The following is a 25,812-nucleotide window of genomic DNA, read 5'->3' as shown; positions in this document are numbered from 1 at the left end:
GGCCGCCTGCGACATGGCGCTCGAGGACCCGGAGAGTGCTCCCATTTTCAGGTGGGGCGAAATGCGAAGAAGGCTCGGGACCTGGTGGTTCGCACGAGAGGACCGGCCCGCCGAAGAGAACGANGGCAGCGACAAGGCTGGCGTGAACACGCCTGACGACCCAACGGGAGACAGCATGAACAGCGTGGACATCGCACTGAAGGAATCGCTGGAGATCGAGGGAGCCACCGGAGTCGCGCTCGTCGACTTCACCAGCGGCATGACCCTCGGCAAGCTCAGCAACATCCACAACTTCGACCTGGAAATCGCGGCCGCGGGCAACACCNAGGTCATCCGCTCGAAAGTCCGCACCATGGAGAGCCTGGGCCTGCAGGACAACATCGAGGACATTCTGATCACCCTCGGCCGGCAGTACCACCTGATCAGGCTGCTCACCAGTCACACCGGCCGTGGCCTGTTCCTCTACCTGGTGCTCGACAAGAGCCGCGCGAATCTCGCGATGGCTCGCCACCGCCTGCGCTCCATCGAGTCGCGTCTCGACATGTGACCACTGCCCGCCGCGACGATCAGCTGCCGTCGGGACTCTCCTGTCAGGGAGGACGTCCCGGCGGCAGCCGACTTTCCGCCGCCGATTTTCCGCCACGGCTCTCAGCCGCGGTCTCACCCGCGGCCGGCCGGCCCGACCGGTCGCGCCTGCGGACCCGCATACACGCCCGGAGCCGTTGACTGCCGCCGGGATCCGCTCCGACGAGCACCCCCGTACGGGTAGCGACGCCATTTCGCCTGTCTGGCTGGACATCAGTCGTCAGCAGCCGAACGTATCGAGCGTGCCCCGGACCCCTGCGCCCGCTGACCGGGCACTTCAGACCGCCGGCACGAGCCGACCGCCGGCCCGCGGTTCTCTACCGGATGGCAGGGTGCCGCGTTCGCCCGAAGACCCGGCACCATCGGGCGCGACGCCCACTCGCCGATCTTGTTACGGTCGTTCCAGACGACATGCTTCGCGGGGACCGATCGGACCGGCAACCACATTCCACGGGTCCCCACGTGGCCAGTCGGACGGCCGCAGTATCCACGGGCACGACCCCTTCGACCCGACTTACGACGGGCCCGCAGGCCCGCGATGAAAAGAGACCGTTGCCGCCCGCCGGGCAGCCCGATGTCGCGTCTCGCCCCGGGTGCACAGTCAGCTTGCGGGATAACAGGACGGAAAGAAGATCTCAGACCAGCCGGTTAAGTAGATCTCATTGAAGAACTTTTTCGTGACCAGATAAGTTGCCTACTTAGACTGGCAGAAGCGGTAAAGCGTCAGGACTCCACCCGCCAGGCGAACGCAGATCAACACCGGAAGGGTGAACATGAGCATTCCGCCGCGTCAGGCGATCAAGATCGGCGCCTATCTGCTGAAGCAGAAAATCAAGCGCAGGGACAAGTTCCCGATCACTCTGGAGCTGGAGCCGCTTTTCGCGTGCANCCTCTCCTGCGAGGGCTGCGGCAAGATTCAGCACCCCGCTGACGTCCTCCGGCAGCGGATGCCGGTCGAGCAGGCGCTCGCCGCGGTCGACGAATGCGGCGCACCGGTCGTCTGCCTGGCCGGGGGTGAGCCGCTCATGCACCCGCAGATCGAGCAGATCGTGGAAGGCCTGGTCAAGCGCAAGAAGTTCATCTATCTCTGCACCAACGCCNTGCTGCTGCCGCGCAAGATCGACAAGCTGAAGCCGTCGCCCTACCTTTCCCTCGCGGTGCACATCGACGGCCTGGAGGAGCGTCACGACGAGTCCGTGGCGAAGAAGGGTGTGTTCGCCCAGGCCGTGGATGCCATCAAGGAGGCGCAGCGTCGCGGTTTCCGCGTGACGACGAACACCACGTTCTTCAACACGGACACGCCGCAGACCGTCATCGAGGTGCTGGACTTCCTGAACAACGACCTCAACGTCGATGGAATGATGCTCTCCCCCGCCTACGCCTACGAGAAGGCCCCNGAGCAGGACAAGTTCCTCGGCGTCCGGGAGACCCAGGAGCTTTTCCGCAAGGCGTTCGCCGAAGGTCGGCGCCAGCGCTGGCGCATCAACCACTCGCCGCTGTTCCTCGACTTCCTCGAGGGCAAGGTCGACTTCCCCTGCACCGCCTGGGGGATCCCCTCCTACTCGCTGTACGGGTGGCAGAAGCCGTGCTACCTGCTGGGTGACGGCTATGCCAAGACCTACCAGGAACTGCTGGACACGACCGACTGGGAGTCATACGGCCGCGGCCGTGACCAGCGCTGCGCGAACTGCATGGCTCACTGTGGCTACGAGCCCACGGCGATCGCGGCGACACTGAGCTCGCTGCGGGAGTCGATTCGCGCGACGCGCTGATCCACCAGGACGAGCGTGGAGGTCGACCTCGGTGACGGCGGAGCCGCGCTCCGCCGGGAGACCGCCACCCGCCTCACCGAGGTCCACCACCCACCGGCTGCTGGTCCTTCATCCGCCCGATCAGCGTTGTCGAGACCTGTTCAGAGCGCGCCATCGCGCCCCAGCCCTCGACGAAGAGGCCGTCGTAGCTGAGCCCGACCCAGCGGCCGGTCAGCCGGTCACCGTGCGGGTGCAGAGAGAAGAAGAGCGTGCCCTTCGACCGCACCGGGCCGTCCACCGCCGCGTACCAGCCCATGACGATCTCGTTGTCGAAGACGCGCAGCTCTCCGGACCACAGGTAGCCACCTTCCTCCATCGTCAGGCCACGGGAGACCGCCGCGATGGTGAGGCGGTCGCCGTGCTGCTCCACGGCCACCTCCTGGGCGGAATGGATCTCCTCGCCGTCCCGGAAGGTCTGCCAGGACGTCCACCACCGCCCGGACAGTTCGCCCCGGGCCTGGGCCTGCGCCGGAACGCCGGAAGCCACGGCCGGGGGCGCGACCGGGCCTGGCACGCCCGACATCGTCGCGGAAGCGACCGCCGCCGATCCCATGGCCGCGTGCGCGGCCACTGCGGGCGCGACCGCCGCGGCACCGCCGCCGACGATGAGCTGTCGACGATTCGTGATGTCCACCTCCTGCGGGACCTCCGTCCAGGTGACGCCAGCCGGCACCCCCTTGTCCTCAAGCCAGGCGTGCCTGCGGAGCTCGACGAGCGTGCCGCCGGCGTTCAGCTCCGTGTCGATCGCGGCCACGAGTGACTGCGACGGCACACCCAGCAGGCCGCGTTCGGCCTTCGAGAGGTAACTCGGTTGGTACCGCACTCGGTTGGCGAGCTGGGCCTGGCTGAGCCCAGCGGCCTTCCTGCGCCGGACGATGGCGTCCAGCAGACTGGCGAGGCACGGTTGCATGTCCCGCACATCGTCTACCCGGGATGCCCCGTTCTGGCTGGCAGTCGGCCGTGTCCAACCGGTCTGACTGCTGTCACACCCCTGCATTTGAAACACCGTTCCCCCGTTTGACAGTCGATCGCCCGCTGATCTCCGGCCCTGATCGTGCCANGCGTCCTTCTTCTGCCCGCTGACCNATATTCGGCGCGCCGGTGGCTCTGTGTCGCTTCTCCACCATGACTGCAGTATGAGGCCTCTCACACCCTCCCCCTGTGGTCCGTCTTCGGGGATCCTCGACAGGGAACGGGAGGGGGACATCGCCCATCAGCCAACTCTGGCGGACCGGAGCATCGACATGAAAGAGACCACACGCCGCACCGACCCCACCGACCACTTCGCCAGATATTCATCTGACGAAAAGATATTTTTGCCCTCTTCGGCCGGGCTGAAATGACGGGGGCGCCATGACAACGCCGAGCCCGATCAGCCCACCGTCCGAGGAGAGCTGGCGCCGCGCCCAGCACGCCGGCCGGACGAAGTGGTCCGCACCGGCCGCCTACGCGGTCGTGCTGATGGACGAGTCGGGATCTCCCACGTCGGTGGTGGGTACCTTTCCCGGCCCCATGTCAGCGGAGATGTACGGACGGATCGTCGGAGCCGACTTCCGGGTCGTCCGGGTGAACCCCTCCAGCCCGCCGCCGTGAATCCTCGCCGCCACCACCAGCGGGCGGCGACTCCTCCGGTGCCCCCGCACCGCCGGAGGAGGGACCGCCGCGAGCACACCGCGCGGAACGAGCACACCGCACGAGGACACCGCACGGAACACAGAGCAGCCCGCCAGTTGTCCCACGCCGTGCGCGGGCGTGGGACGACCGACGGGCCGGGCGCCCGCGCACGGAACCCCTGGCCAGGGCGTACCGGGAACCCCGTGTTCCCTGACCTTCGCCGGCCCGGCTCCCGAACCGGGCGTCAGCGGCCGACCGTCACGCGAACTTCGGAAGTACCTCGCGCTCGAAAAGACGCAGGCTCGACCAGGCGGTCTCCGGCGGAATTCCACCGCACATCGGATGGAACTGCACAAACGGGAAGGAGGATTCCTTCTGCTCGATGACCAGTTGCTCGGGCGTCAGCACCCGATACTGCCCGCTCGCACGCAGCTGGTCGGCGCCCGGACTCGTGTGGTACGGCGACGCGAGGTTGCTCTGGGCCTGCCACTCGCCATAGGCGTTCGTCTCGTGGAGGAAGTACGGAGACATCTGCTTCCAGCCGTCCTCGACGTCCTCCGCCAGCGCCACCACCGTGTTGGCCCTGATCGGCGACGGCCCCGGGTCCGGCCGGCCGAGCTTCTGCACCTCGTCCCGGTAGAAGTCCCAGACCTCGGGCAGCGATGGAATGAATCCGTCGGCGATGCGGGCGGCCCGCCGGGCCGCCGCCTCACTGCTGCCACCGAGAACAAGCGACGGGCCACCCGGCCGATACGGCGCGGGAGTGACCCGAACGGTGCGGCCGCGGTATTCGAACGACTCTCCGCTGAAGGCCGCCTTCAGGGTCCTGACCGTCTCGGTGACACGCTTCGCGCGTTCGTTCATCGGAACGCCGAACATGTCGAATTCCTCGCGGACGTATCCGGCCCCGAGCACCAGGTCGACACGCCCCTTGCTGATGTTGTCGAGGACGATCATGTCCTCGGCCAGCCGCAGCGGGTCGTAGAACGGCGCGATCAGCGCCGCGACCATGAATCTGACGTTCTTCGTCCGGGCCGCCATCGCCGCGAGCATCGGAATGGGGCTGGGAAGATAGCCGTCCGGCGAGGTGTGATGTTCCGAGACCGCGATGGTCACGCAGCCGAGCTGGTCAGCCCACTCGGCCATGTCGAGGGCCGCCGAGTAACGGTCGGCCATGGATGTACCGGCTAGATCCGGATTACGGAAGTCGAATCGTAAGGCGAACAGCACGGCCGGAGAATAACAGGAATCAGTCCACGCGATCGGCCTGTCAGCTCGATCCGGCCCGCCGCCAACCCCCGCCGCCGTGGGCGTCTCCGGCCGGCGTGGCGCCGCCGCACAGTTTCACCGCACTGCGTCACCGAGAGGTGTCGCCGAGCTGTGTCGCGGCGGCCCAAGGTGCCGCCGGCGAGGTGTCCCTCACCCGGTTGCGGGAACGGCGCTGGTCGTGATGGATCGGCCCCACCAGTTCCCTGAGCTGGGCGCCCGTTCCGCCCTGACGGGTCGCGATGATCTCGGCGGCGATGGAGATCGCCGTCTCCTCCGGAGTACGGCCACCGATGTCCAGACCGATCGGCGCGTGCAGCCGGGCGAGATCCGCCTCGGAAACACCGAGTTCCCGCAGCCGCCGGGCGCGGTCCTCATGGGTACGGCGTGATCCCATGACCCCCAGATAGGCCAGTGGCATTTTGAGTGCCACCGACAGCAGTGGCACGTCGAACTTCGGATCGTGAGTGAGTACGCACACCACCGTGCGGGCGTCCACCTCGGTAGCGGTGAGGTAACGGTGCGGCCAATCGACAATCACTTCGTCGGCCGCCGGGAACCGCTTCGCCGTCGCGAAGGTGGCGCGTGCGTCGCAGACCGTGACCCGGTAGCCGAGAAAGGAACCGATCCGCGTCAGCGCCGCGGCAAAGTCAATCGCCCCGAAGACGATCATCCGTGGTTTCGGCGCGTAGGACGAGACGAACACGGCGTTCTGGTCGCCGCGCCGCTCACCGTGCGGCCCGTAGTGCAGGGTTCCGGTGTTGCCCTGGTCGAGCAGCCCCCGCACGTCGTCACGCACCGCCTCGTCGAAACGCGCACTCCCGAACGTGCCCGCCACCGAATCCGGCCGGACAATCAGGCGCGCGCCGACAGGGGCACCGGCCGCCCCGCTCACGAGCGTCGCGACGGCCACCGGCCGGCCATTGCGGATGTCAGCCAGCACCCCGCCGAGTTCNGGGAACGTCCGCCGGCTCACCGGCTCCACGAAGATGTCGATGATTCCACCACAGGTGAGGCCCACCGAGAACGCGTCGTCATCGCTGACCCCGTACCGCTGCAGCACGGGCCGGGACGTGGCGCGGCACTGCTCGGCGAGTTCGTACACCGCGCCCTCGACGCAGCCGCCCGAGACACTGCCCACGGCGGTCCCGTCCGGGCCGACCGCCATCGTGGCGCCCGGCTGGCGGGGCGCTGACTTCCAGGTGCCGACCACGGTCGCGAGCCCGGCGGTCTCTCCCTCGTCCCACCAGCCTTGGAGGTCCGTGAGCACGTCACGCATCGCCAGATCGCCTCTGCTCGTCATCGTAGGTTCGCGGATACCTGCCCAGTACCCGTGCCGAGTGCCCCGAAGGACCGCTCGACGCCTCGACCGTATGCCCGAACCTTCCAGGACGCCCGAATTCACACGAGACATCCGGGACGAATCGTGCGCGGGTCTCCCGGTTAACCTTCCGGCATGACCGCACCGGAGGCCACAGCGTGATCCGGCCGGCCGGCGCACGGATCGCCGCGGTCGTACTCGCCGCCGGGAGCGGCAGCCGGATGGGCACGCCCAAGGCCGCCCTCACCGTCAACGGCACGCGCCTCGTCGACCGGGCGGTGAAGGTGGCCCACGAGGCCCGCTGCCAACGGATCATCGCCGTGGTCCGCGCGGGAACCCGCGTGCCCGGCGCCGAACTCGTGGTGAACACGGCTCCCGAGCAGGGGCTGCGCAGCTCGCTCACCCTGGCGCTGAACCACCTGGCGTCGCCGGGGGACATTCCCGTGGACGCCGTCGCGGTGCTCCTGGTTGACACACCCGGTATCGGCTCCGAAGCCGTCCGCGCCGTTCTGGACGCGTGGCGGCCGGGCCGGGTCGCCCTGGCCCGCTACGGGCAACGGCGAGGCCACCCGATCGTGATGAGTCCTGACCGCTGGCGCGCGGCCATCGCGCTGGCCAGGCCGGACGAAGGCGCCCGGCGTTTCCTGGCCGCCCACCCCGATCTCATCGACGAGGTCGCGGCCCCGGGTGATCCCACCGACCTGGACACCCCGGCGGACCTGCGCCGCTGGACTTCGTCAACAGGTGAGCGGGCCGCAGCCCGGACCGAACAACCCGAGTGACGACTCAGCCGGAGTGACGGCCCAGGCGGAGTGTCGGCGCCTCCGGGAGGCGGCCTCCTGGAAGCGCCCGCCGGTCATCGATCAGCGTCAGGGACCGCCCCCCGGGTTGGCGAGATCCAGAAGTACGTCCGCGTGGCAGATGGGCGGACCGCCGGGAGTGCTCGGCGGGCACCAGCACGCCAACGGGTGTCCGGCGAGCACGGGCAGGTGGCCCAACACCCACGCTCGGGAGACCATCCCCACCCGCCTGCCACCGGGCCGTTCATCCGGCCCTTCGCCATTTATCCAGGCGATGTACCGGCGGATGGCCTCAACCCGGCCGAGTTGACGGTAGTCGAACGGGTTACCCCAGCGCGTGGTCCGGTCGACCTTGATCGTGCCCGCGGGCATCCGCCAGCCGCGGGCGCGGGACAACCGGACGCGCGGCGGACGGACGAGCGTGGATGTCGTCGTGGCCACGGGGTGCCTCCAGCTCCTTCGGTCTGGGCGCGCACCCCGCTTCAGCCGCACCTCCGGCCAGCCGGGGAACACGCTCCCCCATGCACTGTTACCCCGCTCGCCGCGGGTTGCCCAGCGCTCGGTCAGCGGCCGCCCGCGGTGGTCGCGCGGCGGTCACGGTCAGCGGAGGCGGGACGGCCGCTCGCACATGCACCACAACCAGACCGCCGGTCCGCCGGCAGGCCACGCACGCAACAAACCAGGCCGTGTCCGCCTCGGACGCGAAGGCCAGGCGGTTCCGGGTGGGACAGAGCTCGGACGGAACACTCGACGGGCCGGCACCGGCGGAAAAGAGCCCGGTCGATGGCCCGTCCAGCATGGACGGGCCCGACCCACAAGGGCGGAGGCTCGGGGATTTGAACCCCACCGGCGACCGGATGCGCGAGAGTGAGAGTAGGCGAAAGTGCCTGCAACGTAAGGGGTTCCGCGTCGCGGACGGGTGCGGACGATGGCGCTGGAGGGGCTGAAAGTGGGCCGGGTGTCCGCACCATGTCCGCACCAGTGCCCACGACGACCATCTCCACAGTGGTGTGACTCTCCGTTGCCTGACCCGGTTCGAGCTGCACGGGTGATGGATGCCGTCCCGGTCTGGCACGTCGTGTCACTGGTCGCCCGCCAAACCGAAGGGGTGACGGCGGGCACCATGGTGGAGGCGACGACCAGCACGCTCTGGCGCTTGCTACGCAGGCCGTAGGCACGGCCGGATGACGACTCGCCCACAGCGCTTGCGAATATTGCGTCTGCTGCGCATGATGCGGTTGGAGGCCTGAGCAGTAGCGAACGGGGCTTGGGCCGTGAATTTCGATGGGGGTGGCGGAGATGCTCGACTCGGTTGACAACGCTGCCGGGCGGCAGGACCCAGGTGCGGAGCTCGCCCGGCGGGCAGCACGCCGCATCAACGACTACCTCACCACACACCCTGACACCGACCAGGACACCATCCAGGGAGAGCTGGCCGGTGACGATGCCCTGGTCGTCCCGCGAGAGGCAACCGTCCTACTCGCCAAGATCCTCCTGCTTCTGGCTCAAGGCGAGAGCATCAACGTGGTGCCCGACTCCGCCGAGTTGACCACCCAGCAGGCGGCCGACTTCTTGAATGTGTCGCGTCCCTACCTGATCAAGCTGCTTGAGTCAGAGAAGATCCCGTACCGCAAGGTCGGCACCCATCGACGGATCAAGTTCCGTGACTTGCATAACTACAAGAGCCGCGACGATCTGGAGCGGCGGCGCGCGGCTGACGACCTCACCGAGCTGACCCAGGAACTGGGGCTGTACTGACCCATGGCCTTCACGGTGGTCTACGACGCCAACGTGCTCTACCCGAACACCCTGCGCGACCTGTTGATCCGGATTGCGCAGTCAGGTTTGGTCCAGGCGAAGTGGACCAACGAGATCCTCGACGAGACGTTCATCGCGATCGGGCGGAACCGGCCAGACATTCCGCCCGAGAAGCTCGGCCGTCTCCGGAGCCGCANGAATAAGGCCGTCAGGGNCGTCTTGGTGTTCGGCTACGAGCCTCTGATCGAGAGCCTCAAGCTCCCTGACCCGAAAGATCGGCATGTGCTGGCCGCTGCGATCAAGGCCAATGCGCAGGTCATCGTCGCTCGGAACCTGAAGGACTTCCCTTCCGCCGACCTGGAACCATGGGGCGTCGAAGCCAAGTCACCCGATGCGTTCGTCCTGGACCAGGTCGGCATCCGGGTGCAGAAGGTTGCCGCAGCCGTCCGACAGATTGCTGACTCTCGAACGAACCCGCCGGAATCTGTCGATGACATCCTGCGGCAGCTCGAACACAACGGACTCGTCGAGTCGGTAACCGCCCTCCGCGCGCCATAACCGTGTGAGGGTCGGCACCCGCACCAGGCGCCCCCGTGACGATGTGACGCGGCGTGACCGTGCCCCGATGGCCTGCCCGTGGTGCGTGATTAGCATGAGCTACAGCGCCCCGGCTACGACCGGTACTGCGGACAGAGGTTTTCCGCAGACATGGCGATCAGCACCGTCCGCTGATCCGCCGACAGACTCAGCGCGTCCAGCCACGCAGCCGCCTCCGCGAACGCGGAGCTCTGCGTACCACTGGCCACCCCGGCGCACACAGCCCGGCCAGCAGCGATCAGGTCAGATTCCGACTGGAACCCAATCATTCGAGCCTCTCGGATGAACCGGCTGGGGTTATCTGCGCTCGGCGCTGGATCCGCATAGTCGGGCACCACAGTGGCACTGGCCGTCGGCGTCAGGGTCGGCGCTGGCTGCTCGGCGGCAGGCGGGTCATCCTGCGACAGCAGTACTGCCAACCCGACCAGAACGACAACCTCGACGTCGTCCGCGCGGCCCGCCTCGAGGTCTGCGCAGACAGGGCAGGGTCCGGGTAGGCCGTGCCGGCGGCACATCGACCGGACGTTCGGCGGCACGTGGGCAGACGGCGCCGCCGGCCGGGCCGGTTCGGGTGTCAGGTCGCGGATGCGGGCCCGGCGGATCGCGGTCGGGTTCCGCACCGCGCCGGTGATGGGCGCCCGGTAGGCATCTGCGATCTGCCCGGGGGTGCATCCGCGGCCGAGTGCGGCCTGGACGTCGCCAGCCCACGATGCCGGGATGCCCGCATCGCCGGTGAGGGCCTGGACCACGTCGGCGTGCGGGTCGACCTCGACGGCCGGGGCCTGGTCATGGCCGGTCTGCTCGATGCCGGGTTCGTGCCCGTCAAGGCTGTCGCCGGGGTTGTCCTCGGAGAGCTCCGCTGCTGCTGCTGAAGAACCTTCTGAGAAACACTTCTGATTGGGTCCCGCTGTGGGACCGGTACCCGTCCCGCTCTGGGACCCGTACCCGTCCCGTTCCGGGACCCGTCCCGCTGTGGGACTGGTCGGCGCGGCGAGCGTGTACCAGGTGCGTTGGCCGCTCGACCGATGCCGGGTTGCCCACCCGTCCGCCTCCAGCCGGTTGAGTTCCCGGGCGACGGTGGCGCGGCCGAGGCCGGTTCTGCTGGCGAGCCGGTCGAGCGATGGGGAGAACTCCGGCGGGACGACCACCGTGCCGCGGGCGGTGGCGGCGCAGAGCACCAGGGCGACAAGGCGGGCGTTTGCTGGCAGGTCGGATGCCATGACGGCGCGCTCGACGTCCCACCGGGTTACCGGGGTGCCTGGTCGCCGTCCTGGACGTCCGCGGGCAGGCTGCCGCGGGCATGATGAGACACGGGTTGTGGGCCCTTTTAGCCAAGGGTTCGCGATCAAGGGCCGGTTCGGGTGTTGGTAGCACCCGGCCGGCCCGCTTCATTGCGGGCGGTCAGTCCCGCCTGTCGGTCTTCTGCTCTTCCTGGTCCGCCTTCACAGGGCGGTGCTCGGCTATCCAGCGCTCGACGTCGCCGGTCAGGCGTTCGGTCGGTCGCGCTGCCCACGGGGTGGTCGGTCGGTCATGTGGTCGGCCGGGCNGCTGGTTCCGGGGGGCCGGTGAGGCGGGCGGCGGCGGCCGGGTCGAGCGGGATGCGCCAGCGTCCGCGGTCGTTCGGCGCGTAGCAGTACCACGCCGTGTCCGCCACATCCGACCCGGAGCTTCATCAGTACCGGATCGACACGGACAACCCGGGCACGATCGATGAGTGGCTGACCAGCACCAGCCGCCGCCAGATGGATGTTGCCGAACGCGCTCTGGCCGACGTCCGTGAACAGTTCCGCGAACTCGGCTTGCCCCTACCGGCCCTGCCGCGCGGTTTCCCGAACCTGGATACGGACGTGACCGCATTGGCAGAGCTGGCCGCCGCCAGCGAACCACTGGGCGCGGCGGACATGTCCAGCGCGGACGGCATCGACGCGACCACCGAGGACAGCCAGTGAAGATCACCGCCAAGCACCGGTGCGGGTGCCGCGACCCGGAGACCAAGACCAAGTNCCCGACTGGCACCTGCCCCGACCGGAACAAGCGCGGGCACGGCTTCTACGCCGGTGAGTTCCGCGTCCCCGCCGAGCTCGTGGCCCTGGCGGGCACGGACCGCATCCGGTTCCGCGGCGATACCCGCAAGGCAGCTGAGGAAGACGGCGAGAAGAAGTGGGCCGCGATCCGCGCCGGGCAGCAGCACATCGGCGATCTGACCGCCGGCGCCTACCTCGACCAGTGGTTCGCGGGGAAGCGGGCGTTGCGGCCGGGTACCCGCCGCCGCTACGGCGACTTCGTCAACCATCTGAAGCCGTGGCTCGGTGACATCCNGCTCGGCGGCCTGCGCTCCCATCACGTCGGCCAGGCGCTGCGCCGGATCGAGGAGACGACCGCGACCAGGCCGCGGCCGGTTGGCCCGGCGACGCTGAAGGACATTCACGACATGCTGAAGACCACGCTGAACGACGCGGTCCGCCAGCGGATGATCCCGTTCAACCCGGCAATCGGGGTGGAGCTCCCGGAGTACACCGCGCCGGAGGTCGAGCCGTGGGAGGCCGAGGAGGTCGGGGCGTTCCTGGCCGAGGCCGCGACCGACCGGCTGTCCGCGATGTGGGAGCTGATCGCCCTGGCCGGTCTGCGCCGCCGCGGGGAGGCCTGCGGCGCGACCTGGTCCGGGCTCGACGAAGTCCGCGGGGTCCTCACGGTCTCGCAGCAGATCACCGGCACGGCCCGCGAGATGGGCGTGTGGAGGCCGAGCCGCTGGCGGACGGGCTGCCGGTCGGGGCCGAGCTCGGTCCGGATCTGCTGTCGCCGCGGCGGCTTCACGACCTGCGGCACTCCAGCGCGAGCATCCAGCTCGCGGCCGGCGTCGACCTGGCGTTGGTGTCCAAGCGGCTCGGTCACTCGTCGTCGTCGATCACGGCGAATCTGTATGTGCATCTGCTGCGGTCGGCGGGGCAGCAGGCGGCGGAGACGGTGGCCGCGGCGATCCCCCGTCCGACGCGACGTCCGCACCATGTCCTCACCAGCGATGGTGAGAGCTCGGGGATTTCGGGTGCCGATGGCATTGTGCCTGGTCAGCGGCCCGTCCGTTCTGGACGGGCCCGACCCACAAGGGCGGAGGCTCGGGGATTTGAACCCCGGATGGGCTGTAGACCCAAACCGCATTAGCAGTGCGGCGCCATAGACCGGACTAGGCGAAGCCTCCTTGAAGGTGCGCTCCAATCATAGCGCCCCGCACAGCGGACCATAGCCCGGCCCTGCCGTGCCGAGCGCAACACCTCGGCCGGACCGCGCGCCAGCGGCGCCCGGGACCTCGGACCACCGGCGCCGCGGGACCTCCGGGCGCCCGGCCCGGCGCGCGGTCAACCCTCGCCGGCACCGCTGACCGTCAGCGCGGCCAGGACTGCTGAGGCCACCTCGGCACGTCGTTCATCGCTCAGAACCGCCCTCGCCCCGGTGCCTGCCACGCTCTTCCCGGCCGGCACCAGCTCACCGGCTGGCACCAGCTCACCGGCCGACACCGGCTCGCCGGCTGGCACCAGTTCACCTGCAGGCACCAGCTCACCGGCGGGACCTTCGCCAGCCGGCATGGTGGCGGTCGGATCCTCGACGTAGAAGGCGTCCACCACGTCCAGGCCGAGGGTCGCCACGATGGCCGTGCGAACGTCCAGTCCGACCTCCGCCAACGCGCGGGCGATCCGGTGCAGCACGCCGGCGCGGTCGGGTGCGCGGACCTCGACCACGGTCAGCGAGCCGGAGTCATCGAAGATCACCTGGGGTGGGCCGGGGGTGACCCGGCGGCGCCCGGAGGCATAGTCCTGTTCACGGCCGGCGAGGCGCGCCGTGAGGTCGAGGCTGCCGGTGAGCACGCCGCGCAGATCCTCCCGCAGCCGCCGCTGGTCCGGCCGGTCGCCGTGCGACGCGGCCACCGCGGCCTGCAGCAGCGAACGTCCGCCGGAACTGCGGGCCGAGGCGCGGCGAACGTCCAGCCGGTGGAGCGCGAGTACACCGGCCGTGGCCGCGAGCAGTCCGACCCGGTCGTCGGCCGTCACCACCACGACCTCGAACATGCCCTCGTCCGGGAGGGGGTTGACCTGCACGGTGAGCTCTCCTGGCAGCGCGAGCAGCGCGACCTGCCGCTCGGAGAGCGCCGGCGGGCACGGCGCTTCCCGGCCGTCGAGCACGGCCGTGGCACGGTCGACGAGCTCGGCGACGAGGCGCGCCTTCCACGCGTTCCACGCCGTGGGCCCGGTCGCCTGCGCGTCGGCCTCGGTCAGGCGGTGCAGCAGGGAGAGGACGCGGACGCTGCCGGTGGCGGCCGCCACCGACTCGACGGTGGCCGCGTCGTCGATGTCCCTCCTGGTCGCGGCCTCGACCAGGAGCAGGTGATGCCGGATCATCGCCAGCAGGACCTCGGTGTCCTCCGCCGACAGCCCCATCCGGGGCGCGAGTTCCCGGACGACGGCGATCCCGGCGTCGGTGTGGTCTCCCGGGTNCCCCTTGCCGATGTCGTGCAGCAGGGCGCCGAGCAGCAGCAGGTCCGGCCGGTCGACGTCCCTGGTGTGGGCGGCGGCGCGCGCGGCGGCTTCCAGCAGATGCCGGTCGACCGTGTAGCGGTGGTAGGGGTTGCGCTGCGGCCGGCTACGCACCGCCGCCCACTCCGGGATCAGCCGGACGAGCAGGCCGACCTGGTCGAGGGACTCCAGCACCCGGATCGCCGCGTCCCCCGTCGCCAGCAGGCTGACCAGGTCGTCCCGGGCGGCCTCGGGCCACGGGTCGGGCATCGGCGGCGCCTGCTCGCCGAGCCGGTCGATGGCGTAGCGGCCGAAGGGGATGCCTGTCCGCGCCGCCGCGGCCGCGGCGCGGAGCACGAGGCCGGGGTCGTTCGCCGGGTCGGCGTCCCGGGCCAGTTGGATCTCCCCGTCCTGCTCGACCACACCCTCGTCCAGCGGACGGCGGACCGGCCGGCGCAGCCTGGTGCTGATCTTCGAGCGCTGGGCGGCCGCCACCCGGTACCAGGTGGTGTCCCAGGTCCAGGAGATGACCCGGCCCGCGTCGGCGACCGCGCGGGAGAGCGCGAGGGAGTCCGGATAGTCCAGTGCGGTGGCCACCGCCTCGACGTCCTGGAGCAGGAGGCGGTCCTGGGCGCGGCCCTGGCCGATCCGGCGCACCTCGCCTCGGACGTCGAGCAGGACCTGGTGGGCCTTCTGTACCNGCTCCGGCGGCTCCTCGGCCACCCAGGCCGCGGCCAGCGCGTGCAGCGCCTGCACGTCACGCAGGCCTCCCCGGGAGTCCTTCAGGTCGGGTTCCAGGAGAAACGCGAGCTCCCCCAGCTTGCTGGCCCGGTCCGCGACCGACTGCGCGAGCTCGGGCAGCCGCCGCGGCGCCCGTGAACGCCAGCGGGCCCGGACCCGGTCGACGAGCTTCGCCGCCAGAGCGGCGTCGCCGCGCACGACACGGGCGTCCAGCAGCCCCAGCGCGGCCTTGAGGTCGGCGTCGGCAACGGCGACGGCCTGGTCGACGGTGCGGACGCTGTGGTCCAGCCCGACTCCGGCATCCCACAGGGGGTACCAGATCGCGTCGGCGACCGCGGAGACGTCGCGGCGGCCGTCGTGGAGGAGCACGAGGTCCAGATCGCTGCCGAACGCGGGTTCTCGCCGCCCGTAACCGCCCACCGCCAACAGCGCGATCCCAGGACCCTGATCTCCGAGCAGGTCCGCGAGCACGGCGTCGGCGAGATCAGCCAACGCCCCGCGGAGGGCGAATCCGGTCAGACCGGGAAATTCGTCCGTTCGACCCCGCAGGGCCTGCAGTCTCGTGTCCACCCGCACCCCCTGACCTTCCTGCCCCCCGCTGCCCACACTCGCACTCTTCCGCACTTTCCGGCCCGCCATCCGCCGATATGCGAACGGACACCCCCGCGTACCGCCGCTCCGGAAACGAAAGGGGGCGCACCGTGACAGGCGCGCCCCCAAGATGTTCTTACCGACTTACAGAGCGTCCGATCCCCGCTCACCCGTCCGCACACGGACGACTGCCTCGACGGGGACCACCCAGACTTTCCCGTCGCCGATCTTTCCGGTCTGCGCGGATGTCGTGATCGCGGTGACGAGCTCATCCACCGCGTCGTCGTCCACGACAACCTCGATCTTGATTTTCGGTACGAAGTCGACCTTGTACTCGGCGCCTCGGTAAACCTCGGTGTGGCCCTTCTGGCGTCCGTATCCCTGGACTTCGGAGATCGTCAGACCGTGCACGCCGAGACCTTCCAGCGCCGTCTTGACGTCATCCACCTTGAACGGCTTGATGACCGCGGTCACGAGCTTCATGCCTGCGCCTCCTCGGGAACACGGGCGGCAGCGACGGGGGTGAAGCCACTGCTGCTGCCACCGATGGAGGTCAGCCGGTAGGCCGTCTCACCGTGCAGCGCCTCGTCGAGACCCTGCTCCTCCTCCTCGGCGGATACGGCCAGCCCGATCGTGTACTTGATCGCGAGAGCGATCAGCAGGGTCACGACCGCGGAGTAGCCCAGCGTCGCGCCGACGGCGATCAGCTGCTCGCCCACGACCGACCAGGACCCGCCGTAGAACACGCCGTCCGCCGCGTTGGTGTCGGCCGTCGCGAAGAAGCCGGTCAGCACCGCACCGAGGACACCGCCGACGAGGTGGACCGCACCGACGTCGAGCGAGTCGTCGATGCCGACCTTGCCCTTGATCGACGTGGCCAGCGCACAGACCGCACCGGCGATCAGACCGATGGCGATCGAGCCCATCGGAGAGACGAAACCGCAGGCAGGAGTGATGGCGACCAGACCCGCGATGGCACCGGAGGCGGCGCCGAGCGTGGTGGCCTTGCCGTCACGCAGGTACTCGACCGCGATCCAGCCGAGGATCGCGACCCCGGCCGCGATCTGGGTGTTGACCAGCGTGTACGCCGCGAGCTTGTTCGCGCCCAGCGCCGAGCCGGCGTTGAAGCCGAACCAGCCGAGCCACAGGATCGCGGTGCCCAGCAGCACGAACGGCACGTTGTGCGGGCGGAAGTCGCCGCCCGGCCAGCCACGCCGCTTCCCGAGCACGACCGCGAGCACGATCGCGGCGATACCGGCGTTCGCGTGGACGACGGTGCCGCCGGCGAAGTCGAGCGCACCCCGCTTGGCCAGCCAGCCGGAGCTCGCCCACACCCAGTGCGCGATCGGCGAGTAGACCAGGATCGACCACAGCGTGACGAAGACCGCGAAGGCGCTGAACTTCATCCGGTCCGCGATGGAACCGGTGATCAGAGCCGGCGTGATGATCGCGAACATCATCTGGAAGCCGACGAACGCGATGTAGGGGATCGAGCCGTCGCCGGCCGACAGGTCCTGGAGCGCGAAGAAGTCGAAGCCCCCCCAGAACCAGTTCCCCTCACCGAAGGCGATGCTGAAGCCGATGACCGACCACACCAACGAGATGATGCCGATGGTGAAGAAGTTCTGCATCAGCATCGCGAGCACGTTCTTCGCACGGACCATACCGCCGTAGAAGAACGCCAGACCGGGCGTCATAAANAGCACGATCGCGGCGCTGATCAGTACCCACGCGGTATCGCCCGAGTTCAATTCGTCCATGTCTCTCCTGTCATTCCCCCCGCGCGCACCGCGCGGACTGCGCTACCCGGACGCTAGCCACGCTGCGCTCGTCCCGGTCCCTTCGGCCGAAGAGTCGATAAGATCTGTTCCGTTCTAGTGTCTAATCTGTTTCCGATGTGTGAAATCGACGAATTNGGCGACCTGTGCGCGCCGACCTTGGGCGACGGGTGGGCGTTCCGAGACCCTCCGTGTCGTTCGGCGTNCTTCCGTGACTGTACAACTGCGTAGAGTTACGGTGCGGCGTCGTGACCAGTGTTCCGACGGAGGGCTGGCATAGCGCCGGCAGCCCGTCCCACGAGGCCAGCAGTATCCCCCGATCGGGCGGCTCATCGCCCGTTTCGTTCCCCTCCGGCGACATACCGGCTAATGCGCATGGGAGGCGGCAAACAGCAATAGTCGGCAAAGGCGACCGCGAGTCGCCACGGTCGCGTGTTACGGACCCGCGCCTCCCACCCCTCCCACGCCTTCCACGCCGACCGCGCGGCGCACGCCCCGCGCTCGTCGCCCTGCTCGGTGTGCTGACCGCGGGCCCCGCTCTGAGCGGATTCGGCCCAGGGCCAGGTGGCGGCATCGCCTGGGCCGACCCCGGCCCGCAGTCCGCACCGTCGCGCACGGACGAGCCATCCGACAGCTCCGGCGGCGGACCACAGGGAGATCACGGCGAAGATCTCGGCAGCGTGAACGAGAAGATCACTGCCACCCGGGCGCGCCTCGACGAACTCAGCCACCAGATGTCCGTGGCCGCCGAGCGGTACAACGCCGAGCGCATCCGCCTCGCCGAGGAGGAACGCGCCGCGACGGCCGCCCGGGAACGCCTCGAGGCGGCGGACGCCGCCGTCCGGACGGCAACCGAGCGACACCGCGGCCTGGCGACCTCGGCCTACCGCTCCGGTGGCCTTGAGCAGCTCGCCATCCTGCTCACCGGAGACCCACGCACGGCGCTCGACCGCGCCGGCGCCGTCGACGCGCTGTCCCGCCGGCAACGGGCCGCCCAGTCCGACCTGCGGCTGGCCCGCCGCGACCAGACCGAGGCCAAGCGGGCCGCCGACGAAGCTCTCGCCAGCCGCCAGCAGCTCGTCGACTCGCTCGCCGAACAGCGCCGCNGGCTGGAAGCCTCCGCCGCCGAGCAGCACAGCCTGCTGAACAGCCTGATCGAGCGGCAGGCCGAGCTGGAAAGACAGGCCCGCGAGCGGGAGGCCGAGGCCCTGCGCGCACGCCAGGCGGCGGAAGCCGCTGCCGCCGCGGAAGCGGCCCGCCAGGCCGCACTGGAACGCGAACGGCTCGCCCGGGAGGCCGGCCTCGTCGAGAGCGCCGGCTCCACCTTCGCGGCGGCCCCGGTCGCCCCCGCGGCACCACCCCCCACCGGGGGTAGCGGCGGGGCCACTCGCGCCATCCAGGAGGCCCATACACAGCTTGGAAAGCCCTATGTCTGGGGCGCGGAGGGGCCGGACAGCTTCGACTGCTCAGGGCTCACCCAGTGGGTCTGGGGCAAGGCCGGCGTCGGGCTGCCGCACTACACCGGGGACCAGTGGACGGCCGGCCGGCGGGTCACCCGGGACGAACTGATTCCCGGCGATCTTGTCTTCTTCGGCGCGGACCTGTACCACGTCGGTATCTACATCGGGGACGGCCAGATGATCCACGCTCCGCGCACCGGTGAGGTCGTGCGCGTCGAGAACGTGTGGTGGTCGTCGTTCCAGGGCGGAGTGCGCCCCGGTAGCTGACGGCCTCCCGTCCGCCGAAGCGCCCGAAACACCATCGGGCCGGGCCCGAAAGGCCCGGCCCGATGGTCGAATCCGATAGACGATTTCTGCGATTCTGCGCCGTGATCAGTGATCGACGTAGACCAGGGCGGCTACGTTCCGGGCTATCTCGGCCTCGCTGTCACCGTCCGGCCTGGCGACGTAGAGCCTGTTGCCACGGGCGTTCAACGCGAGCTGCGNGCCCGGTACGACTGAGGCTTCGCGCAGCGTGCGCATCGCGCTCTCGTCGGTCTGCAGGCGTTCGGAGATCCAGCTGACCGTCACGGCCTTCGAGCCGTTGGTGTTGCGATCGGCGGAGGTGAGCAGGCTCACCGGCGCCGCGCCAGGCGGCTCCACCGTCTCCAGGGGGGCTGGGATCTCGTTACCGAACGGGCAGTACTTCGGGTCGCCCAAAAGGACGGTCAACCGAGCTTCGACCTCGTCGGAGATCACATGCTCCCAGCGACACGCCTCGTTGTGCACCAGCGCCCAGTCGAGACCGATGATCTTGGTAAGCAGAAGCTCGGCCAGACGATGCTTGCGCATGACGGCCGTCGCCCGGACCAGGCCCTTCTCAGTGAACTGGACGGTACGGTCATCAGCCAGTGCGACCAGGCCCTCGTTGGCCAACCGCGCGGTCGACTCACTGGCCGCGGGCGCACTCACATGCAGGCGCTCGACGAGACGCGCGCGCAGCGGGGTGATGCCCTCCTCCCGTAGCTCGTACAGGGTCCGGAGGTACATCTCGGTACTGTCGATCAGTCCAGTCACCGGTCTCCTTCGTCCGCAACCAGAGTACGCCGCAACGCCCCACAGGAGGAGCCACATTCCTCTGCGTCCTGGTGTCGGAGTGTGGTATGCGAGGCCAGCCGCGCCCTCAGCAGCCGGCTACGCCCTCCGTCTACCCAGGGTACCCATCCAGGTACCCAAGGTCGGGTATTGACCGGGCCTGGTCGCAGTCCACCNGACCTGGCCCGAGCACGCATCATCATCACCAACGCCTCCCGCGGCGACACACGCGGATCCCGGCGCACCGCCCGAACAGCCCACCCCACCGCACCCGAAGCGCCCCATGGACGCGACGACTACAGCGGACGGGCCGGAGCGAGTACCTACACTCAAGGGTATGAGCACCACTCAGATCGCGCCGGAGACGTCAGACACCCGCACCGACGAAGGCGATGACCACTCCCACTNCGCGCGCCGCGAGGAGATCGTCCGGGCCTCCATCGAAGGCGGCCGAGTGACCGCCCTGTGCGGGTACAAGTTCGAGCCGGTACGGGACCCGCAGCGGTACCCGGTCTGCCCGCGGTGCAAGGAGCTCGTCGAGATGGCCGAACAGATCGGCTGAACCTGCCACCAGGGCCGGGGCCGGCACGCCCTGGACTGCACGCCACGACCAGCGGCCTGCACGTCCGGTCGCGGCCCGCACCTTCGGTCGCGGCGCGCACGTCCAGCCCGACCGGTTCGACCAAACGGGATTCGCGTTACTCTCGACCGCGCACCATCCGAGGGCATGCCGAGCGACAGGACGACCCGGGAGTGGTCCACCCCACCGGACGTCCAAGTCGGCCTCGCGCGCGGCTCGGCGATGCCCAGAGATCTCGTCGGGGCACCCGCGCGTCTCCATCGCCGACGCCGACAGGCTGGCTCCGGGCGGCAGGTCACGTCCTTGTACCATGGTCGCGCACCGCCTCTGTAGCTCAGTGGATAGAGCGACCGCCTCCTAAGCGGTAGGTCGCAGGTTCGATTCCTGCCAGGGGCACCCAACAGCGCGATCAGGCCTCTGACCTGCAAGAACGGGTTCGCGCACGACCTCGACAGCCGGAAGACGGTCACACGAAGGCCCGGTCAGGGATGACCTGGAGGTTCAGGTTCGGTTCCTGCCACGGCCTCGCGAGATCGGACTTTCCGGCCGGAGCGATGGTGCGGGTCGGGAGCCGCTGGGGTGTGTGGATGCCNGCGACCGCCGGGTCGTCACGAGACGTCGGGCTTCCCGGAATGGAGACCACGTCGGTGGCAGGGTCGGACGAAGGCAGGGCTCTTGCACTGGCCGCATGAGCGTGCGCGAGGAAGCACACCGGCTGCTTGACGCGCTGCCGGAGGACCGACTACCCGAGGCCGTGGAGCTGCTGCGACAGTGGGCGGCGGTGGAGCGCGGAGAGCGCCCCCGTCGTCAGTTCCGTACGACGGGTTGTCACGCTCTGCCGACGACGAGGTAGTCGAAGGCGGGCGGCGGGCCGACCGCGAGTCCCAGGGTCTCGATGACCTTGCGGGGGTTGTCATACGGACCTGACTGGTAGAACGGCTTGCCGTCTCTGCCGAAGGTGATGGCTGGAGGTCCATCCCAGGCGCCGAGCTGGGCGGCGGCCCGGACGAAGTCGGCGTGCGGTTCGAAACCGAGGCCTCGGGCGTACTTCACGGCGCCGAAGACGATGTCCGCGGCCAGGTCGATCGGCACGTCCTGCCATGCGGCGGGGTAGGCAGCGTAGTACTCGGGCACGAACTGGGCCAGCTCGACGTCGGTCCGGATGTCGGGACCGAAGGCGTTCTTCACGCCCAGGCAGTAGACGTCCACCAGGAACCCGCAGACCGACACCCTGTCCCAGCGATGCTTGCGGGCCACCAGCACGCTCACCAGGCCGCCAGCGTTCTCCTCGTCGTCCGCGGGGGGCGACGCCTCGACGGCCCAGCCACGCGACGGGTCGACCGCCAACCCCCGATTCCAGCCGACGTTGACCCAACAGCCGACGACCGGGGGTAGCGGCCCGCCCTGGTCGCCGACGGCCTCGCTGAACTACCGAGGAAGCCCAGGGCAGGCACGCGGTGTACGCGGTGTACGCGACGGCCATGGGCGGTGTCGGTCGCGCCTTGGGTTCGACCCTCGCCGTCGAGGCGGGCGGGAGCAGAGCCCGATATGGCCAGACATGTCCGGCCCTCACCGACGACTCCGGGTCGCCCCTTCGAGGATCTTGGTGATGTCCTCGACGGAATCGAGGGCGCCGGAGGCGATGCTCACCACGAGGTCGTAGGCCTCATCGTTGGTCAGCGTCAGGCTACGGCCGTTCACACCATAGAAGGCGATCAGACCGGCAAGCGCGAGCCGCTTGTTCCCATCGACGAGGGCATGATTGCGAGCCAGCGAATGCAGAAGCGCGGCGGCCTTGCCGTCAAGAGTGGGGTAGGCGTCGCGGCCGAACACCGTCGCCCGCGGGCGCGCGAGAGCGGATTCGAGCAGGCCGTGGTCCCTGACCACCGGCTCGGAGCCGATGGCCCGCTTGGCGATATACAGCAGTTCGCGAAGCGTCAGGTAGATCATTCGCCGAGCCGGCGGAGCGCCTCTGCGTACCGGGGAAGCTCCTCGTCCAGCACCTGATTCAGCAGCTCCGCCCGGCTGTGCGCCTCGACGTATTCTCGGATCGCCTGCCGAGCGATCTCCTGCATCGACCGCTGTTCCAGCTCCGAGCGCAGGCGCAGAGCCTCTGCCTCATCATCCGTCAAGCGCAGTGTCATCGCCACAACCTTACGGTATCACCGTTGATACCACCCTGGGTCCCGTGCCGTGGTCGCGCCGACCGACTCCTATCCGATCTTCCTGGCGTTCGTGTTGCCGGCATAGCCGGCGCGCCGGACCTTCACGTGGGCGGGTTCGACAGACACGGCCGGGCCGTTGACCTGCAGGTTCNGGTTCACATTAGTGCNGGTTGGGTGCACAATACCCGCCCTGACCTGCAGCTTTACATCTCAAGATCCGCCGGACGGACGCCGGAAAGTACTGCGGCGCAGGGGAAGGATCACCTCCCACGGGCGCGCCCCGCCAGGGCACCGCAGGCCTCGTGACCCACACAATCAGCCCAGAACTCCTTTGTACGCTCGCCACCATGGATGTGGGTGACGAGGCGGCCGGGACCAAGGCGCGGACCACCGCCGCGCCGGAACTGCTGATCGTCGCCGACGGCGTCGCGTGGCGGGCCTGGCTCGACGTGAACGAGGACGTCTCCGGCGGCGTCTGGCTGGTCCTGGCCAAGAAGGGCACCACGTCGCCGACGTCGTTGCGCTACGATCTCGCGCTCGAGGAGGCGCTGTGCAGCGGCTGGATCGACGGGCAGAAGAAGAGCAGGGACGCCGCCACCTTCCAGCAGCGCTTCACCCCGCGCCGTAGGGCCTCACTGTGGTCGGAGCGCAACACCGTCCTGGTGGCGCGGCTGATCGAAGAGGGCCGGATGCGGCCCCGGGGGCAGGCCGAAATCGAGCGCGCGAAGGCGGACGGACGCTGGCACCGGGCCTACCCGGGAGCGGCGAAGGCCCAGGTCCCCGACGACCTGGCGGCCGCACTGGCGGCGTCCCCGACGGCCGGCTCGGCATTCGCCGCGCTGAACGGCGCCGATCGCTACTCCGTCCTGCACCGCCTGCTGACGGCAGCGAATCCGGCGACCCGCGCCACCCGGCTGACAGCCCTGCTCGCGATGCTGGAAAGCGGTGGGTTTGCCTCATCGCGGTGACGGCCGGCCACTCAAGATCTGTACAGTCCGGGAATGGCTGTCCAGCCGGCTTCGTCCAAGTCCAGGATGGTGCCTCTCGCGCGGGAGGGTGGCCGCGTAACAGGGACCACGCGGAGATGCTTTTCCAGGCCCGTGTAGTCGCCGGGATTCGCGGTGAACCCTGGCGGGGGTCTCACTGGTCATAGGCCCCGCCGGCTTCATGGTCGATCGTTGCATCCTGATCGGCGCGGCGCCCGGTGGGTTGCCTGTCAGCTGGTGTATGGGTTCCTCAAGGTCATCGGCCTGTTCGCAGTGTCAAGCGCCGACTGGGGGAAGCGTGGGCCGGCCGTGTAGTAGCGGGCCCGGGTTCGGCCGACCGGTTCCAGAACCTGCGCGGTGGTGAGGTCACGGAGATCACGTTGGGCCTGTTGCAGGCTCAGGTTCTCGGCGTGCTCGTAGCGTGAGCGGCGGACCCGCCCGGCCATGGCCACGTCGTGCAGGGCCGTGACCACCCGCTCGTCCAGACCGGTGGACTCGGCGAACTCCGAGAGTGCGCGCCAGACCCGCCCGGAGCGGTCGAGCCGGCCCGCGACGGTCTGGGCCTGCTGGTGGTAGGCGGTCAGGTTGAACCGGATCCAGCTGGCGACGTCCTGGTCGGGCAGGTAGGTGGACCCGCGGTCAGCGAGTTCGCGGTAGTACTCCCAGGTGTTGCCGGGGCGGCCGAGCCACGCCTCGATGGACGAGAACTCCGGGGCCAGCACACCTTCGCGGGCAATCATGAGTGTCTGCAGTGAACGGGACATTCGGCCGTTCCCGTCCGCCCACGGGTGGATGGACACCAGGTGCAGATGCGCCATCGCCGCCCGCACCAGCAGGTGGGTGCCGTCGTCGGCGTTCAGCCAGCCGACAAGTTCTCCCATCAGCGCGGGTACGGTGTCGGCGTCTGGGGCCGTGTAGGCGGCGATGCTGGGGTCACGGGCGTCGGTGACGTAGACGGGGCCGCGGCGCCACTGCCCGGCCGGCCTACGCACGGTGTGACGATGACCCTGCAACATCCAGTGCAGGGCGTTGAGCAGGCCTTTGCTGTAGCTGAAGTCCTCGGCATCGTGAAGGGTCTGAAGGTAGGTCATCATCCGCTGGTAGGCAAGGGTCTCCTCGCGGTTCTCGTCGGAGACCTCGACGTCACGCTCGCCAGCCATCAGATCCTCGACGTCGACCGTGGCCACCTTGAAACCCTCGATGGAGTTCGAGGCGGCGACGGCGTCGGCGGTCAGGAACTTCCGGAGGCCCGACGTCCACTTTGACGGCATGGCCGCGACCTGGTGCCGCAGCGCGTCCCGCAGGTCGTCGATCTCGCCGAGCACCCGATCGTCGGCGGACCCGAGGGCGGGAGTGGGATACAACACGCCTCGACGATAGATTGACATAGTCACCACGTCAAAACGCAGTCGGCTTGCGGCCAGCAGCGATCACGGCCGCCGCCAGCCGGCCGTAGGCCCGCGCGGCCTCGACGCCAAACGGGATCGGAGGGTGAAGTAGGCAGGCCGGGGTCAGGGTCTGTCTGGCCGCGAATGGTCCGTCGGAACAAGCGCCACCGGGTTGCTCGGTGGCGCTTGTTCCGGGCGTCCAAACCCGTCAGGTCCTCGGCGGAACAGCCCCGCGTGACGTCGGCCCGGCCGTCACGAACCGCGGAGGAGGTGCGTGCCGAGTTGGTCGCAACGTCGCCATTGCCGTTTCCGGCCCCGAGCGTTACGGCTTTCGGGCGATCGCGCCGTACATGAACGACTCGTCGTCGCTGTACGCGGCCGCGTCCTCGTCGGGGTGCCAGCGGTGGACGAGGACGACGCCGGGGTCGAGGATCTCCAGCCCGCGGAAGAAGCCTTCGACCGTGGCCTTGTCACGCGCGGTCATCGAGATGCCGTTGGCCCGGTACGCGGCGACCCCGCCTGCCACCTGGTCGGGCGCGTAGTCGGCGGTGACCGTGGAGAGCGCCAGGATGCTGCCGGAGGCCAGCGGTGCCATGAGCGTGTCGATGACATCCTGGATGATCTTCTCGTCCGGGATGAAGTGCACGAGCGCGATCAGACTGAGCGCGACGGGCTGGCTCAGGTCGAAGGTGGAGGTGAGCTGCTCGGACTTCAGGATGGATTCCGGGTCGGTGAAGTCGGCGTCGAGGTAGGCGGTGCGGCCGTCGGGGGTGCTGGTGAGCAGTGCCCGGG

The 25,812-nt window shown here is 69.3% G+C and carries 22 protein-coding genes, 2 tRNA genes and 13 pseudogenes; 17 read left to right on the top strand and 20 right to left on the bottom strand.

From position 1 onward, the window contains the following. Nucleotides 1-326: 326 nt before the first annotated feature. From UG55_RS34665 to UG55_RS34645, 5 genes and pseudogenes are all read left to right on the top strand, one after another. Nucleotides 327-547, top strand: a pseudogene (locus UG55_RS34665) (hypothetical protein); the annotation flags it as partial. Nucleotides 548-1,358: 811 nt separating this feature from the next. Next, nucleotides 1,359-1,473 (top strand): annotated as a pseudogene (locus UG55_RS34660) (hopanoid biosynthesis associated radical SAM protein HpnH); the annotation flags it as partial. Nucleotide 1,474: 1 nt separating this feature from the next. Then, nucleotides 1,475-1,685 (top strand): annotated as a pseudogene (locus tag UG55_RS34655) (radical SAM protein); the annotation flags it as partial. 1 nt (nucleotide 1,686) lies between these two features. Continuing rightward, nucleotides 1,687-1,981 (top strand): annotated as a pseudogene (locus tag UG55_RS34650) (radical SAM protein); the annotation flags it as partial. A gap of 1 nt (nucleotide 1,982) precedes the next feature. Beyond that, nucleotides 1,983-2,357 (top strand): DUF3463 domain-containing protein (locus UG55_RS34645; protein ID WP_242424082.1); only part of this gene is annotated, 375 nt, incomplete at its 5' end. A 73-nt stretch (nucleotides 2,358-2,430) separates the two neighbouring features. On the opposite strand, the gene UG55_RS09610 is transcribed toward UG55_RS34645, so the two are convergent. Beyond that, nucleotides 2,431-3,306: a helix-turn-helix transcriptional regulator gene (locus tag UG55_RS09610; RefSeq protein ID WP_066066338.1), complete on the bottom strand. Its 876-nt coding sequence runs from the start codon at nucleotides 3,304-3,306 to the stop codon at nucleotides 2,431-2,433. 443 nt (nucleotides 3,307-3,749) lie between these two features. Between UG55_RS09610 and UG55_RS09605 the strand changes: the two genes are divergently transcribed. After that, complete coding sequence (locus UG55_RS09605; RefSeq protein ID WP_066065981.1) at nucleotides 3,750-3,989, top strand: hypothetical protein; 240 nt, start codon at nucleotides 3,750-3,752, stop codon at nucleotides 3,987-3,989. Between the two features lie 279 nt (nucleotides 3,990-4,268). On the opposite strand, the gene UG55_RS09600 is transcribed toward UG55_RS09605, so the two are convergent. From UG55_RS09600 to UG55_RS34640, 3 genes and pseudogenes are all read right to left on the bottom strand, one after another. Continuing rightward, nucleotides 4,269-5,240 carry an LLM class flavin-dependent oxidoreductase gene (locus tag UG55_RS09600; RefSeq protein WP_066065978.1) on the bottom strand — a complete coding sequence of 324 codons (972 nt, stop codon included), beginning with the start codon at nucleotides 5,238-5,240 and terminating at the stop codon, nucleotides 4,269-4,271. A gap of 127 nt (nucleotides 5,241-5,367) precedes the next feature. Then, nucleotides 5,368-6,231 (bottom strand): annotated as a pseudogene (locus UG55_RS09595) (XdhC family protein); the annotation flags it as partial. Between the two features lies 1 nt (nucleotide 6,232). Further along, nucleotides 6,233-6,555: XdhC family protein (locus UG55_RS34640; RefSeq protein ID WP_242424112.1), on the bottom strand; the 323-nt coding region annotated here is incomplete at its 3' end. Between the two features lie 200 nt (nucleotides 6,556-6,755). Between UG55_RS34640 and UG55_RS09590 the strand changes: the two genes are divergently transcribed. Further along, nucleotides 6,756-7,379, top strand: coding sequence for an NTP transferase domain-containing protein (locus UG55_RS09590; protein WP_066065976.1), 624 nt, complete (start codon nucleotides 6,756-6,758; stop codon nucleotides 7,377-7,379). Nucleotides 7,380-7,466: 87 nt separating this feature from the next. Here UG55_RS09590 and UG55_RS27125 read toward each other — a convergent pair whose 3' ends face one another. After that, the gene (locus UG55_RS27125; RefSeq protein WP_242424081.1) at nucleotides 7,467-7,838 is read right to left on the bottom strand and encodes a DUF4326 domain-containing protein; all 372 of its coding nucleotides are present in this window, start codon (nucleotides 7,836-7,838) and stop codon (nucleotides 7,467-7,469) included. Nucleotides 7,839-8,696: 858 nt separating this feature from the next. Here UG55_RS27125 and UG55_RS09585 point away from each other — a divergent pair. The 3 genes and pseudogenes from UG55_RS09585 to UG55_RS34625 form a co-directional block, all read left to right on the top strand. Continuing rightward, the gene (locus tag UG55_RS09585; RefSeq protein WP_066066330.1) at nucleotides 8,697-9,155 is read left to right on the top strand and encodes a helix-turn-helix domain-containing protein; all 459 of its coding nucleotides are present in this window, start codon (nucleotides 8,697-8,699) and stop codon (nucleotides 9,153-9,155) included. A gap of 3 nt (nucleotides 9,156-9,158) precedes the next feature. Next, nucleotides 9,159-9,351 (top strand): annotated as a pseudogene (locus UG55_RS34635) (PIN domain-containing protein); the annotation flags it as partial. Nucleotides 9,352-9,370: 19 nt separating this feature from the next. Next, nucleotides 9,371-9,713, top strand: a pseudogene (locus UG55_RS34625) (PIN domain-containing protein); the annotation flags it as partial. A gap of 113 nt (nucleotides 9,714-9,826) precedes the next feature. Here UG55_RS34625 and UG55_RS28390 read toward each other — a convergent pair. Then, on the bottom strand, nucleotides 9,827-10,501 hold the full coding sequence (locus UG55_RS28390; protein ID WP_128422919.1) for a DUF732 domain-containing protein: 675 nt from the start codon (nucleotides 10,499-10,501) through the stop codon (nucleotides 9,827-9,829). Nucleotides 10,502-11,395: 894 nt separating this feature from the next. Here UG55_RS28390 and UG55_RS09570 point away from each other — a divergent pair. Next, the gene (locus tag UG55_RS09570; protein ID WP_066065967.1) at nucleotides 11,396-11,701 is read left to right on the top strand and encodes a hypothetical protein; all 306 of its coding nucleotides are present in this window, start codon (nucleotides 11,396-11,398) and stop codon (nucleotides 11,699-11,701) included. A gap of 475 nt (nucleotides 11,702-12,176) precedes the next feature. Here the strand turns inward: UG55_RS09570 and UG55_RS34620 are convergent, their stop codons facing one another. Next, the gene (locus UG55_RS34620) at nucleotides 12,177-12,578 is read right to left on the bottom strand and encodes a hypothetical protein (protein WP_066065963.1); all 402 of its coding nucleotides are present in this window, start codon (nucleotides 12,576-12,578) and stop codon (nucleotides 12,177-12,179) included. On the opposite strand from UG55_RS34620, the pseudogene UG55_RS34615 reads away from it, so the two are divergent. Beyond that, nucleotides 12,543-12,626 (top strand): annotated as a pseudogene (locus UG55_RS34615) (recombinase); the annotation flags it as partial. The gene UG55_RS34620 and the pseudogene UG55_RS34615 overlap by 36 nt on opposite strands. 232 nt (nucleotides 12,627-12,858) lie before the next feature. Here UG55_RS34615 and UG55_RS09560 read toward each other — a convergent pair. From UG55_RS09560 to UG55_RS45260, 7 genes and pseudogenes are all read right to left on the bottom strand, one after another. Further along, nucleotides 12,859-12,948 (bottom strand) — tRNA-Ser (locus tag UG55_RS09560). A 157-nt stretch (nucleotides 12,949-13,105) separates the two neighbouring features. Continuing rightward, a pseudogene (locus tag UG55_RS34610) lies at nucleotides 13,106-14,238 on the bottom strand (ACT domain-containing protein); the annotation flags it as partial. Between the two features lies 1 nt (nucleotide 14,239). Next, nucleotides 14,240-14,957: pseudogene (locus tag UG55_RS34605) on the bottom strand (HD domain-containing protein); the annotation flags it as partial. Nucleotide 14,958: 1 nt separating this feature from the next. Continuing rightward, nucleotides 14,959-15,568: pseudogene (locus tag UG55_RS34600) on the bottom strand ([protein-PII] uridylyltransferase); the annotation flags it as partial. A gap of 165 nt (nucleotides 15,569-15,733) precedes the next feature. Further along, entirely contained in the window at nucleotides 15,734-16,072 is a 339-nt protein-coding gene (locus tag UG55_RS09550; RefSeq protein ID WP_066065960.1) for a P-II family nitrogen regulator, read from the bottom strand. Next, nucleotides 16,069-17,289, bottom strand: a pseudogene (locus tag UG55_RS09545) (ammonium transporter); the annotation flags it as partial. The gene UG55_RS09550 and the pseudogene UG55_RS09545, both read right to left, overlap by 4 nt. Before the next feature lies 1 nt (nucleotide 17,290). Then, a partial coding sequence (locus UG55_RS45260; RefSeq protein WP_255360460.1) for a hypothetical protein occupies nucleotides 17,291-17,349 on the bottom strand: 59 nt, incomplete at its 3' end. Nucleotides 17,350-18,474: 1,125 nt separating this feature from the next. Between UG55_RS45260 and UG55_RS34590 the strand changes: the two genes are divergently transcribed. Then, nucleotides 18,475-19,094, top strand: a 620-nt coding sequence (locus tag UG55_RS34590) for a C40 family peptidase (protein ID WP_242424079.1), incomplete at its 5' end; no start/stop codon positions are given. 219 nt (nucleotides 19,095-19,313) lie between these two features. Here UG55_RS34590 and UG55_RS09535 read toward each other — a convergent pair. Then, on the bottom strand, nucleotides 19,314-19,883 hold a 570-nt coding region (locus UG55_RS09535; protein WP_242424078.1), incomplete at its 3' end, for a metal-dependent transcriptional regulator. Nucleotides 19,884-20,184: 301 nt separating this feature from the next. Here UG55_RS09535 and UG55_RS46195 point away from each other — a divergent pair. The 3 genes and pseudogenes from UG55_RS46195 to UG55_RS09525 form a co-directional block, all read left to right on the top strand. Beyond that, a pseudogene (locus UG55_RS46195) lies at nucleotides 20,185-20,308 on the top strand (hypothetical protein); the annotation flags it as partial. Between the two features lies 1 nt (nucleotide 20,309). After that, a partial coding sequence (locus UG55_RS34580; protein WP_255360459.1) for a DUF3039 domain-containing protein occupies nucleotides 20,310-20,463 on the top strand: 154 nt, incomplete at its 5' end. Nucleotides 20,464-20,804: 341 nt separating this feature from the next. Then, nucleotides 20,805-20,877 (top strand) — tRNA-Arg (locus UG55_RS09525). Nucleotides 20,878-21,309: 432 nt separating this feature from the next. Here UG55_RS09525 and UG55_RS09520 read toward each other — a convergent pair. The 3 genes from UG55_RS09520 to UG55_RS09510 all read right to left on the bottom strand — a co-directional run bounded on the left by UG55_RS09520 (nucleotide 21,310) and on the right by UG55_RS09510 (nucleotide 22,625). Next, entirely contained in the window at nucleotides 21,310-21,828 is a 519-nt protein-coding gene (locus tag UG55_RS09520; protein WP_199865094.1) for a helix-turn-helix domain-containing protein, read from the bottom strand. Nucleotides 21,829-22,050: 222 nt separating this feature from the next. Continuing rightward, complete coding sequence (locus tag UG55_RS09515; RefSeq protein WP_066065946.1) at nucleotides 22,051-22,431, bottom strand: type II toxin-antitoxin system death-on-curing family toxin; 381 nt, start codon at nucleotides 22,429-22,431, stop codon at nucleotides 22,051-22,053. After that, nucleotides 22,428-22,625 (bottom strand): ribbon-helix-helix protein, CopG family, encoded by a 198-nt coding sequence (locus tag UG55_RS09510; RefSeq protein WP_035740271.1) that lies wholly within the window; start codon nucleotides 22,623-22,625, stop codon nucleotides 22,428-22,430. Before UG55_RS09510 ends, UG55_RS09515 begins: the two co-directional genes overlap by 4 nt. A 368-nt stretch (nucleotides 22,626-22,993) precedes the next feature. Between UG55_RS09510 and UG55_RS45960 the strand changes: the two genes are divergently transcribed. Further along, a complete protein-coding gene (locus UG55_RS45960) occupies nucleotides 22,994-23,614 on the top strand; it encodes a YdeI family protein (protein ID WP_066065943.1) in 621 nt (206 codons plus the stop codon). Nucleotides 23,615-23,862: 248 nt separating this feature from the next. On the opposite strand, the gene UG55_RS09500 is transcribed toward UG55_RS45960, so the two are convergent. Then, nucleotides 23,863-24,999, bottom strand: coding sequence for a Fic family protein (locus tag UG55_RS09500; RefSeq protein ID WP_066065937.1), 1,137 nt, complete (start codon nucleotides 24,997-24,999; stop codon nucleotides 23,863-23,865). Nucleotides 25,000-25,342: 343 nt separating this feature from the next. Continuing rightward, a partial coding sequence (locus tag UG55_RS09495; RefSeq protein ID WP_199865093.1) for an SAM-dependent methyltransferase occupies nucleotides 25,343-25,812 on the bottom strand: 470 nt, incomplete at its 5' end.

This window comes from Frankia sp. EI5c (assembly GCF_001636565.1).
In the GTDB taxonomy this organism is placed as follows: Bacteria; Actinomycetota; Actinomycetes; order Frankiales; family Frankiaceae; genus Parafrankia.
This window is presented reverse-complemented; position numbering and strand designations above follow the sequence as displayed.

Bases quoted from the DNA above. Each gene is read 5' to 3' on its own strand.
- UG55_RS09610 (WP_066066338.1), bottom strand. From the start codon at position 3,306: ATGCAACCGTGCCTCGCCAGTCTGCTGGACGCCATCGTCCGGCGCAGG.
- UG55_RS09605 (WP_066065981.1), top strand. From the start codon at position 3,750: ATGACAACGCCGAGCCCGATCAGCCCACCGTCCGAGGAGAGCTGGCGC.
- UG55_RS09585 (WP_066066330.1), top strand. From the start codon at position 8,697: ATGCTCGACTCGGTTGACAACGCTGCCGGGCGGCAGGACCCAGGTGCG.
- UG55_RS09550 (WP_066065960.1), bottom strand. From the start codon at position 16,072: ATGAAGCTCGTGACCGCGGTCATCAAGCCGTTCAAGGTGGATGACGTC.
- UG55_RS09515 (WP_066065946.1), bottom strand. From the start codon at position 22,431: ATGATCTACCTGACGCTTCGCGAACTGCTGTATATCGCCAAGCGGGCC.
- UG55_RS09510 (WP_035740271.1), bottom strand. From the start codon at position 22,625: ATGACACTGCGCTTGACGGATGATGAGGCAGAGGCTCTGCGCCTGCGC.
- UG55_RS45960 (WP_066065943.1), top strand. From the start codon at position 22,994: ATGGATGTGGGTGACGAGGCGGCCGGGACCAAGGCGCGGACCACCGCC.